This window comes from Streptomyces sp. NPDC001315, from assembly GCF_042896175.1.
Lineage (GTDB): Bacteria > Actinomycetota > Actinomycetes > Streptomycetales > Streptomycetaceae > Streptomyces.
In genome coordinates this window covers 548470-559746 of record NZ_JBIAWZ010000005.1, presented here as the reverse complement: position 1 = coordinate 559746, position 11277 = coordinate 548470, and the positions used below count along the sequence as shown (strand labels likewise).

9 protein-coding genes are annotated in these 11277 nt (G+C 68.4%); all 9 read right to left on the bottom strand.

Annotation, left to right across the window (positions count from 1 at the left end; translation table 11 throughout):
* Positions 1-187 precede the first annotated feature (187 nt).
* A complete protein-coding gene (pssA, locus tag ACFY16_RS18620) occupies positions 188-1006 on the bottom strand; it encodes a CDP-diacylglycerol--serine O-phosphatidyltransferase (protein WP_351142228.1) in 819 nt (272 codons plus the stop codon).
* A 22-nt stretch (positions 1007-1028) separates the two neighbouring features.
* Positions 1029-1676 carry a phosphatidylserine decarboxylase gene (locus tag ACFY16_RS18615; RefSeq protein WP_390648179.1) on the bottom strand — a complete coding sequence of 216 codons (648 nt, stop codon included), beginning with the start codon at positions 1674-1676 and terminating at the stop codon, positions 1029-1031.
* A 170-nt stretch (positions 1677-1846) separates the two neighbouring features.
* On the bottom strand, positions 1847-3052 hold the full coding sequence (locus ACFY16_RS18610; protein WP_390648178.1) for an acyl-CoA dehydrogenase family protein: 1206 nt from the start codon (positions 3050-3052) through the stop codon (positions 1847-1849).
* A gap of 2 nt (positions 3053-3054) precedes the next feature.
* Positions 3055-3567, bottom strand: a complete 513-nt coding sequence (locus ACFY16_RS18605) for a MaoC family dehydratase (protein WP_214330405.1) — start codon at positions 3565-3567, stop codon at positions 3055-3057.
* A 5-nt stretch (positions 3568-3572) separates the two neighbouring features.
* Positions 3573-4538, bottom strand: a complete 966-nt coding sequence (locus ACFY16_RS18600; RefSeq protein ID WP_390648177.1) for an HpcH/HpaI aldolase/citrate lyase family protein — start codon at positions 4536-4538, stop codon at positions 3573-3575.
* Positions 4535-6562 carry a protein meaA gene (locus tag ACFY16_RS18595; RefSeq protein WP_390648176.1) on the bottom strand — a complete coding sequence of 676 codons (2028 nt, stop codon included), beginning with the start codon at positions 6560-6562 and terminating at the stop codon, positions 4535-4537. The genes ACFY16_RS18600 and ACFY16_RS18595 overlap by 4 nt, the downstream gene beginning before the upstream one ends.
* A 7-nt stretch (positions 6563-6569) precedes the next feature.
* Positions 6570-7913: a crotonyl-CoA carboxylase/reductase gene (gene ccrA, locus ACFY16_RS18590; RefSeq protein WP_390648175.1), complete on the bottom strand. Its 1344-nt coding sequence runs from the start codon at positions 7911-7913 to the stop codon at positions 6570-6572.
* A gap of 410 nt (positions 7914-8323) precedes the next feature.
* On the bottom strand, positions 8324-9157 hold the full coding sequence (locus tag ACFY16_RS18585) for a TetR family transcriptional regulator (protein ID WP_390648174.1): 834 nt from the start codon (positions 9155-9157) through the stop codon (positions 8324-8326).
* Between the two features lie 142 nt (positions 9158-9299).
* Positions 9300-11105, bottom strand: a complete 1806-nt coding sequence (locus ACFY16_RS18580; protein WP_390648173.1) for a 3-hydroxybutyryl-CoA dehydrogenase — start codon at positions 11103-11105, stop codon at positions 9300-9302.
* Between the last annotated feature and the right edge of the window lie 172 nt (positions 11106-11277).

The window sequence follows — 11277 nt, the reverse complement described above, 5'->3', positions numbered from 1 at the left end:
CGCACCGTCTCCGCCGGGATCTCCCCAGATCCCTTCGGCTGCATCGACATCTGCACCCACCCCATACGACAACGTCGGCCTTCAAGACCACAACCGGGTCTTGAAGGCCGACGTCACGCGAGGCCCCGGATTAACCAACAGCATCCTCTCGGTTCGGGGCCCTTCCGCGTCGTACCGCTCACCTTCGCTACGGCAGCTGGGCCGCCCGCGCCTCGCGTCGGTTGTCGCGGAAGTTGTTCACCCGGCGGGCCGTGGCGAACAGCGGGATCACCGCGCCCATGACCAGCTGCAGCGCGCAGCCCGTCTGCAGGAGCAGCTGGCCGCCGGGGGCGTCGAACGCCCAGGCGGCCAGCAGGCCCATGCTCAGCACGATCCAGGAGAGCATCGCCCCGGCGAGCCGGCCCCGCGGCTTCGGGTACTCGACTCGGCTCACCATCAGCCAGGCGGTGCCCAGGATCGCCAGGAGCGTCGCCACGAAGGGCAGCTCGAGCAGCACGATCGAGACCACCGTGAGCGCGCCGAAGGGGCTCGGCATGCCCTGGAAGACGCCGTCCTTCATCGTCACGCACGAGAAGCGCGCGAGGCGCAGTACGACCGCCAGCAGCACCACGATCGCGCCCAGCGCCGCCACCCGCTGGTGCGCGTCGTCCGCGACCATGCCGTAGACGAGGACGAAGTACGCCGGTGCCAGGCCGAAGCTGATGAGGTCGGAGAGGTTGTCCAGCTCCGCGCCCATCGGGGAGGAGCGCAGCTTCCTCGCCACCAGGCCGTCGAAGAGGTCGAAGACCGCCGCGCACAGCATCAGGATGACCGCCGTGGCCGCGCTGTGGCGGGCCATGCCGGACTCCTGGCCGCCGGTGAGGTGCGGGATCAGGATGCCGGTGGTGGTGAAGTACACCGCCATGAAGCCGCACGTGGCATTGCCGAGGGTGAGGGTGTCCGCTATCGAGAGGCGGAGAGAGAGGGGCATCTCCTCCGCTTCGTCCACTTCGTCGGCTTCGGGCACCCAGCCCGCCTGGGTCTCCGGATCAATCACGGTCAATGCGAGTCACCCCAGCCACGGTCTTCTGACCGACCTCGACTGCGACCTCCACGCCATCGGGCAGGTAGATGTCGACACGCGAGCCGAAGCGGATCAGACCGATCCGGTCACCCTGCTCGACCTTCGTGCCCTGGGGCACGTACGGCACGATGCGGCGGGCGACCGCGCCGGCGATCTGGATCATCTCGATGTCGCCGAGTTCGGTGTCGAAATGCCAGACTACGCGCTCGTTGTTCTCGCTCTCCTTATTGAACGCCGGAACGAACCCGCCGGGGATGTGCTCGACCGAGGTCACCGTGCCGGAGAGCGGGGCGCGGTTGACGTGGACGTTGAGCGGACTCATGAAGATCGCGACGCGGGTCCGGCCGTCCTTCCACGGCATGATGCTCTGCACCACACCGTCGGCGGGCGAGATGACCCGGCCCCGGGCGATCTCGCGCTCGGGGTCGCGGAAGAACCACAGCATGCCCGCCGCGAGCGCGGTGGCGGGCACGGCGACGGCCTTGGCGGCGCCGGAGCGGCGTGCGCGGGCCAGGCTGAGGGCTGCGGTGGCGACGGTCGGGAGAAGCCACGGCGATGCTCCGCGCGCGAGGCGGACCCGGCCGCGAGGTGCAGAGGATTGGCTGTGGGGCATGGATGACCTTCGTAGCGGATGATGCCGCGCATTATCAGGGGACGGCGGCTTTCCGGCGATCGTAGCGGCTAACAGCAACAACTGGGTAAGTCAGGAAGCCGAGTCGATGGCTGAAGCGTGCTGACGGGGTGTGATCTTCTTCTCGAAGAAAACACCCCGTATCAGGACAATCAGCCTTGGAATCGATACTCTTCGAGCAGCCTGCGCCCGATGATCATTTTCTGGATCTCGGCGGTACCTTCACCGATGAGCAGCATCGGGGCCTCGCGGTAGAGGCGCTCGATCTCGTACTCCTTGGAGAAGCCGTAGCCGCCGTGGATCCGGAAGGCGTCCTCCACGACCTCCTTGCAGTACTCGGAGGCGAGGTACTTCGCCATCCCCGCTTCGAGGTCGTTTCGTTCCCCGGAGTCCTTTTTGCGTGCCGCGTTCACCATCATGGCATGGGCGGCCTCGACCTTGGTGGCCATCTCGGCCAGCTTGAACTGGATGGCCTGGTGCTGGGCGATCGGCTTGCCGAAGGTGTGACGCTGCTGGGCGTACTGGACGCCGAGCTCGAACGCACGCTGGGCGACGCCACAGCCGCGCGCCGCCACGTTGACGCGGCCGACCTCCACGCCGTCCATCATTTGGTAAAAACCTCGGCCGGTGACCCCGCCGAGCACCCGATCGGCCGGAAGGCGCAGGCCGTCCATGATCAGCTCGGTGGTGTCGACGCCCTTGTAGCCCATCTTGTCGATCTTGCCCGGGATGGTGAGCCCGGGGCGGACCTCACCGAAGCCGGGTTCCTTCTCGATCAGGAAGGTCGTCATCGACTTGTGGGGGGCCGTGCCCTCGGGGTGGCCTTCGTCACTCCGCACGAGGACGGCCACGAGGGACGACGTACCGCCGTTGGTCAGCCACATCTTCTGACCGTTCAGGACGTAATCGTCGCCCTCCTTCACCGCCTTCGAGGTGATCGCCGACACGTCCGAGCCGAGGCCCGGCTCCGACATCGAGAACGCGCCCCGGATGTCGCCGGCCGCCATCCTCGGCAGGAAGTGGTCCTTCTGCTCCTGCGTGCCGTGCTGCTTGAGCATGTACGCCACGATGAAGTGCGTGTTGATGATGCCGGACACCGACATCCAGCCGCGGGCGATCTCCTCCACGCACAGGGCGTAGGTGAGGAGCGACTCGCCCAGGCCCCCGTACTCCTCGGGGATCATCAGCCCGAAGAGGCCCAGCTCCTTCAGGCCGTCGACGATCTGCTGCGGGTACTCGTCGCGGTGCTCCAGCTCGGTCGCGACCGGGATGATCTCCTTGTCCACGAAGTCGCGGACGGTGGAGAGGATCTCCTGCTGGATGTCGGTCAGACCGGCGGTCTGGGCGAGACGGGCCATGACTACTTCTCCTGCTGCTCGAGCTCGGGGCGGCCGGGCTGCTCGCCGCCGCGCTCCTTGATGTACGTCTCGGTCGGCACCATCACCTTGCGGCGGAACACGCACACGAGCGTGCCGTCCTGCTTGTAGCCCTTGGTCTCGACGTAGACGATGCCCCGGTCGTTCTTCGACTTGGACGGCCACTTGTCGAGCACGGTCGTCTGGCCGTAGATCGTGTCGCCGTGGAAGGTCGGCGCCACGTGCTTGAGCGACTCGATCTCGAGGTTGGCGATCGCCTTGCCGGAGATGTCCGGCACGGACATGCCGAGCAGCAACGAGTAGATGTAGTTCCCGACGACGACGTTCTTGCCGAAGTCCGTCGTCTTCTCCGCATAGTTGGTGTCCATGTGGAGCGGGTGGTGGTTCATGGTGAGGAGGCAGAACAGGTGGTCGTCGTACTCCGTGACCGTCTTCCCGGGCCAGTGCTTGTACGTCGCCCCGACCTCGAACTCCTCGTAGGTGCGTCCGAACTGCATGGCGCTCAGCCCTCCGGGATCTCGAACGTGCTGGTGCGCTGCATGCCGGCCGCGCGGCCCTTGCCCGAGATGACCAGGGCCATCTTGCGGCTGGCCTCGTCGATCATCTCGTCGCCGAGCATCGCGGAGCCCTTCTTGCCGCCCGCCTCGGACGTGTAGTAGTCGTACGCGTCCAGGATCAGCTCGGCGTGGTCGTAGTCCTCCTGGGAGGGCGAGAAGATCTCGTTGGACGCCTCGACCTGGCCCGGGTGCAGCACCCACTTGCCGTCGAAGCCGAGCGCCGCGGCGCGCTGGGCGACCTCGCGGTAGCCGTCGATGTTGCGGATCTGGAGGTACGGGCCGTCGATCGCCTGGAGGTTGTTGGCGCGGGCGGCCATAAGGATCTTCATCAGGATGTAGTGGTAGGCGTCCGCCGGGTAGCCGGGCGGCTGCTCGCCCACGACCAGCGACTTCATGTTGATCGACGCCATGAAGTCGGCCGGGCCGAAGATGATCGTCTCGACGCGCTGGGAGGCCGTCGCGATCTCGTTGACGTTGTTGAGACCCTGGGCGTTCTCGATCTGCGCCTCGATGCCGATCTTGCCGACCTCGAAGCCCATCGTCTTCTCGATCTGGGTCAGCAGGAGGTCGAGGGCGACGACCTGCTGGGCGGTCTGCACCTTCGGCAGCATGATGCAGTCGAGATTCTGGCCGGCCCCCTCGACAACCGTGACGACGTCTCGATACGTCCACTCGGTCGTCCAGTCGTTGACGCGCACGACCCTCGTCTTGCCGGTCCAGTCACCCTCATTGAGGAACTTGACGATGGTGTGCCGCGCCTCGGGCTTGGCGAGCGGAGCGCACGCGTCCTCCAGGTCCAGGAAGACCTGGTCGGCCGGGAGGCCCTGCGCCTTCTCCAGGAAGCGGGGGTTGCTCCCCGGCACCGCGAGACAGGAGCGTCGCGGACGCAGACGGTTGACGGGCGTGGTCATGCGGGGACCTCCAGGGGGTCGAGCTTGTTCGCTTTCCGGATCTCGTCGACGATGCGGCCGATGATGCCGGTGATGTCGAAGTCCTTCGGGGTGAAGACCGCGGCGACTCCGGCGGCCCTGAGCTGCTCGGCGTCACCATTGGGGATGATGCCACCGGCGATCACCGGTATATCTGTGGCACCGGCCACACGCAGCCGCTCCAGCACGTCCGGCACCAGCTGAGCGTGCGAGCCGGAGAGGATGGACAGGCCGACCGCGTGCACGTCCTCGGCGAGGGCCGCGTCCACGATCTGCTCGGGCGTCAGACGGATGCCCTGGTAGACCACCTCGAAGCCCGCGTCACGGGCCCGCACGGCGATCTGCTCGGCACCGTTGGAGTGCCCGTCCAGGCCCGGCTTGCCGACCAGGAAGCGGAGCTTGCCGACACCCAGGTCGCGGGCGGTGACGTCCACCGTGCGGCGGACCTCGGCCATGGGCGAGCCCGCCTCGGCCGGGACGGCCACCGGCGCCGACGAGACACCGGTCGGGGCGCGGAACTCCCCGAACACCTCCCGCAGCGCACCCGCCCACTCGCCGGTCGTGGCCCCCGCGCGGGCGCACTCCAGGGTGGCTTCCATGAGGTTGCCCGTGCCCTTGGCGGCCTCCTTCAGACGCTCCAGCGCCTTGCAGGGCCGGGGGTGGTTGAAGGGCGGCTGGTAGCGAGTGTCGCGCCAGTGCTGGAGCGAGGCGATGACGCGGGCCTCGACGGCCGGGTCGACCGTCTGGATCGCCGTGTCCAGATCGGCGGTCAACGGGTTCGGCTCGGTCGTCTCGAAGATGTTGACGCCGACGATCTTCTCCTGACCGGACTCGATACGGCCCCGGCGCTCGGCGTGCGACGAGACGAGCTGCGACTTGAGGTAGCCGGACTCGACGGCCGCCATCGCGCCGCCCATCTCCTGGATCCGCTCGATCTCCGCGAGGGACTCCTCGACGAGCTTCGCGACCTTCGCCTCGATGACGTGCGAGCCCTCGAAGATGTCCTCGTACTCCAGCAGGTCGCTCTCGTGCGCCAGCACCTGCTGGATGCGCAGCGACCACTGCTGGTCCCAGGGGCGGGGCAGGCCCAGGGCCTCGTTCCAGGCCGGCAACTGGACGGCACGCGCGCGTGCGTCCTTGGAGAGGGTCACGGCCAGCATCTCCAGCACGATCCGCTGGACGTTGTTCTCCGGCTGCGCCTCGGTGAGGCCCAGGGAGTTGACCTGGACGCCGTAACGGAAGCGGCGCTGCTTGGGGTCCTCGATGCCGTAGCGCTCGCGCGTGATCTTGTCCCAGATCCGGCCGAACGCCCGCATCTTGCACATCTCCTCGACGAAGCGGACGCCCGCGTTCACGAAGAAGGAGATGCGGGCGACGACGTCACCCTTGCGGTCCTCGGCGATCTGACCGGACGCGAACACCGCGTCCAGCACGGCGATCGCGGTGGACATCGCGTACGCGATCTCCTGCACCGGCGTGGCCCCGGCCTCCTGCAGGTGGTAGCTGCAGATGTTGATGGGGTTCCACTTGGGGATGTTGTTGACCGTGTAGCAGATCATGTCCGTCGTCAGGCGCAGCGACGGCCCCGGCGGGAACACGTGCGTGCCCCGCGACAGGTACTCCTTGACGATGTCGTTCTGGGTCGTCCCCTGGAGCTTGGTGACGTCCGCGCCCTGCTCCTCGGCGACGACCTGGTAGAGCGCCAGCAGCCACATGGCGGTGGCGTTGATGGTCATCGAGGTGTTCATCTGCTCCAGGGGGATGTCCTGGAACAGCCGGCGCATGTCACCGAGGTGCGCGATCGGCACGCCGACCCGGCCGACCTCGCCGCGGGCGAGGATGTGGTCGGAGTCGTAGCCGGTCTGCGTCGGCAGGTCGAACGCGACCGACAGACCGGTCTGACCCTTGGCGAGGTTGCGCCGGTACAGCTCGTTGGACGCCTCCGCCGTGGAGTGACCGGCGTAGGTGCGCATCAACCACGGCCGGTCCTTCTGACGCTCACTCATATGGACCTCAGATGTTCCGGAAGCGGTTGATGGCGTCGATGTGCTGGGCGCGCAGCTCCTGGTCGCGCACGCCCAGGCCCTCCTCGGGGGCCAGGCACAGCACGCCGACCTTGCCCTGGTGGAGGTTGCGGTGCACGTCGTAGGCGGCCTGCCCGGTCTCCTCCAGGGAGTAGACCTTCGACAGCGTCGGGTGGATCTTGCCCTTCGCGATGAGCCGGTTGGCCTCCCAGGCCTCGCGGTAGTTGGCGAAGTGCGAGCCGATGATCCGCTTCAGCGACATCCACAGGTACCGGTTGTCGTACTCGTGGTTGTAGCCCGAGGTCGACGCGCAGGTGACGATGGTGCCGCCCTTGCGCGTGACGTAGACGGAGGCGCCGAAGGTCTCACGGCCGGGGTGCTCGAAGACGATGTCGACGTCCTCGCCGCCGGTGAGCTCGCGGATGCGCTTGCCGAAGCGCTTCCACTCCCGCGGATCCTGGTTGTGCTCGTCCTTCCAGAACTTGTAGTCCTCGGCGTTGCGGTCGATGATCGCCTCGGCGCCCATCGCCCGGCAGATGTCCGCCTTCTGCGGCGAGGACACGACACAGATGGGGTTGGCGCCGCCGGCGAGCGCGAACTGCGTGGCGTACGAGCCGAGTCCACCGCTCGCGCCCCAGATCAGGACGTTGTCGCCCTGCTTCATGCCGGCGCCGTTGCGGGAGACCAGCTGCCGGTACGCGGTCGAGTTGACCAGGCCCGGAGCGGCGGCCTCCTCCCAGCTGAGGTGACCGGGCTTCGGCATCAGCTGGTTGGACTTGACGAGCGCGATCTCGGCGAGACCGCCGAAGTTCGTCTCGAAGCCCCAGATGCGCTGCTCGGGGTCGAGCATCGTGTCGTTGTGGCCGTCCGACGACTCCAGCTCGACGGACAGGCAGTGCGCGACGACCTCGTCGCCCGGCTGCCAGGCGTTGACGCCGGGACCGGTGCGCAGGACGACGCCCGCGAGGTCGGAGCCGATGATGTGGTACGGCAGGTCGTGGCGCTTGGTGAGCTCGGAGACCTTGCCGTAGCGCTCCAGGAAGCCGAACGTCGACAGCGGCTCGAAGATCGAGGTCCACACGGAGTTGTAGTTGACCGAGGAGGCCATGACGGCCACCAGGGCCTCGCCCGGGCCCAGCTCGGGCAGGGGCACCTCATCGAGGTGCAGCGACTTGCGCGGGTCCTTGTCGCGGGTCTCGAGCCCGGCGAACAGTTCCGTCTCGTCCTTGTGCACGGTGATCGCGCGGTACGACTCGGGGAGGGGCAGAGCGGCGAAGTCGGCCGGCGTCGATTCCGGCGACTGGATCGCGTCCAGGATGTCCTGAGTGGTCACGGTGTTGCCTCCGGCGGTGAGCGCCCTGAGGGCGGGGCGCTGAGGGTTACGGCGGTGCTGCTGAGGTGTGAGGGTTGCCGTCGGTTCGGCGGGGGTGGTGCTTCGGCAGCGCTTTGTGGCGCGGGAGGGTGCCTGTGACGCAGGCGTCCGGGCGCGCGAACCAGGTGGTTGCGGGGACAGCCGACGTACGAATGGTCTCTGCACGCCGGCCGCCCGGACATCTCCAACGTATGGCACGGCGTGTCACCCCGCAAGGCACCGAGTGCCAGAACTTCCTCTCAGATGAAATCTTTACGTAACAAATGAGCGATGATCGATCGAACGGGCTCTGAAATCTGCTCGAAAAGGTGCTCTGACATGCCAAAACGGCCACCCGATGGGGTGGCCGTCGTCACAGGGGCGATGGATGGTCAGCGCTCGCGGAGCGCCTCCTCGATGGTCCGCATGACCTCGTCCAGCGGGGCGTCGGTGCGGGCGACCGTCACCAGGACCTCTCCCTGGCGGGAGACCGCGGCCGGGGCCGTCGCCGACTGGGGGGCCGAGCCGCGCCCGGCGCCGATGCCTGTACCGAACGTCTTTCGCACGATCGAGAAGGCGTGGTCGAGCTGGGCCTCGACGTCGCCCTGGCCGCCTGCCCGCAGCCAGCGCCGCAGGACGTGGTTGTGGGCGGTGACCACGGCGGACGCGGCGACCTCGGCGAGCAGCGGGTCGTCGTTTGCGTCGTCGTCGTGCGCGTGCTCGTCGAAGTGGCCGAGCAGGTAACGGGTGAACAGGCGCTCGTAGCGCGCGACCGACGCGATCTCCGCCTCGCGCAGGGTGGGCACCTCGCGGGTCAGCTTGTAGCGGGCGACCGAGATCTCCGGCCGGGCCGCGTACATCCGCATGACTTCCTTGATGCCGCGGCACACCGTGTCGAGTGGATGCTCGTGCGCGGGCGCCGCGTTGAGCACCGCCTCGGCGCGGACCAAGGTGTCGTCGTGGTCCGGGAAGATCGCCTCTTCCTTGGAGCGGAAGTGGCGGAAGAACGTGCGGCGCGCGACCCCGGCCGCGGCCGCGATCTCGTCGACGGTGGTCGCCTCGTACCCCTTGGTCGCGAACAGCTCCATCGCGGCGGCCGCCAGTTCGCGGCGCATTTTCAGCCGCTGGGCGGCGGCGCGACTGCCTGCGGCACTTTCCGGTGCGTCGGGCGTGGCTGGTGTACGTGAGGACTTGGCGGGCTGGGGCATGCCCCGAACGTACTGCATGTGCGCAGCTTGGTGCGCAGGTCCGGGGTTTCCCCCACCCGCCACGGGCGGGGGAGGGCCGGGCCGGTCGGCCGGGACGAACCCGCCCGGATCGAGCAGTCCGCCCCAGTCCGTGTCCGACCGGAACCAGTCGCCTGGGCGCTCAGCGGCGGGCATATTCGCGGAAACCCCGGCCCGTCTTGCGGCCGAGGCAGCCCGCGGCCACCAGGTGCTCCAGGAGGGGTGCCGGCGCCAGGCCAGGGTCGCGGAACTCGCGGTGCAGGACCTTCTCGATGGCCAGGGAGACATCCAGACCGACGACGTCCAGGAGCTCGAAGGGGCCCATCGGGTAGCCGCCGCCCAACTTCATCGCCGCGTCGATGTCGTCGAGAGACGCATAGTGCTCCTGCACCATCTTGATCGCGTTGTTGAGATAGGGGAAAAGCAATGCGTTCACGATGAAGCCGGCTCGGTCACCGCAGTCGACCGCGTGCTTCTTGATCTTGACGCAGACCTCACGGACCGTCGAGTGGACGTCATCCGTCGTCAGCACCGTACGGACGACCTCGACCAGCTTCATCGCCGGCGCCGGGTTGAAGAAGTGCATGCCGATCACGTCCTGCGGACGCGAGGTCGCGCGGGCGCACGCGACGACCGGCAGCGAGGACGTGGTGGTGGCCAGGACCGCGCCCGGCTTGCAGACCTTGTCCAGCGTCGCGAACAGCTGCTGCTTGACCTCCAGGTCCTCGGCGACGGCCTCGACGGCCAGGTCGACGCCCGCGAAGGCGTCGTAGGACCCGGCCGGGGTGATCCGGTCCAGGGTCTGCGCGGCGGCCTCGGCGCTCATGCGGCCCCGGTCGACGGAGCGCGAAAGCGACTTGCCGATACGGGCCTTGGCGGCCTGCGCCTTCTCCTCGCTGCGGGCGGCGAGGACGACCTCGTAGCCGGCCTTCGCGAAGACCTCGGCGATGCCGGAGGCCATCGTGCCGGAGCCGGCGACACCGACGGAGCGGACCTGGCGGCCGGGAGTGAGCGCGGCGCCGTCCAGCGGCGTCAGCGCGTCGCGCACGACCGTGGCGCTGCCGGGGGCCTCGTACGTGTAGAAGCCGCGGCCCGACTTACGGCCCGTCAGACCGGCCTCGCTGAGCTGCTTGAGGATCGGGGCGGGGGCGTGCAGCCGGTCGCGGGACTCGGCGTACATGGCCTCCAGGACCGTGCGCGCGGTGTCGACGCCGATGAGATCGAGCAGCGCGAGGGGGCCCATGGGCAGCCCGCAGCCGAGCCGCATCGCGGCGTCGATGTCCTCGCGGGAGGCGTACTTCGCCTCGTACATCGCGGCCGCCTGGTTGAGGTAGCCGAACAGCAGCCCGTCCGCGACGAATCCGGGACGGTCGCCGACCGCGACGGGCTCCTTGCCGAGCTCGATCGCCAGGTCCGTGACCGCCGCGACGGCCTGCGGCGCGGTCAGCACGGAAGAGACGACCTCGACCAGCTTCATCGCCGGGGCCGGGTTGAAGAAGTGCAGGCCGAGCACTCGCTCGGGGCGGGCCGAGTCGGCGGCCAGCCGCGTGACGGACAGCGCGTTGGTGCCGGTGGCGAGGACCGTCTCGGGGCGCACGATGCCGTCGAGCTCGCGGAAGATCTGGTGCTTGATCTCGTACGACTCCGGCGCCACCTCGATGACCAGGTCGGCGTCGGCCGCGGCTCGCAGGTCGGTGGAGACACGGACACGGGCGAGGACGTCCGCGCGCTCCTGGTCGGTCAGCCGGCCGCGCACCACGGCGCGGGCGGTGGAGGCCTCCAGGGCGGCGACGGACTTCGCGGCCTGCGACTCGCTGATGTCGATGCCGACGACCTCGCGACCGGCCTTGGCCAGGACTTCGGTGATGCCGGTGCCCATGGTGCCGAGACCGACCACGGCAATGGTCTTGAGCGGGGACAGAGAGGTGTCGGACAGGGGAGTGGCCATCGCGGGACTCCAGGAGAGAGGGTGACGACTGGAAGCGCGCCCGGGTGCGCCGAAAAGGCGCACCGGATGCGTGAGGAGTGCGGGTGTTGTCGGGCTGCGAGCGCACACGCCCGGTGCCGTCGTCTGCCGCGGGCGTGCACACGCCCTCGGAGCGAACGGTGGGAATCGACCG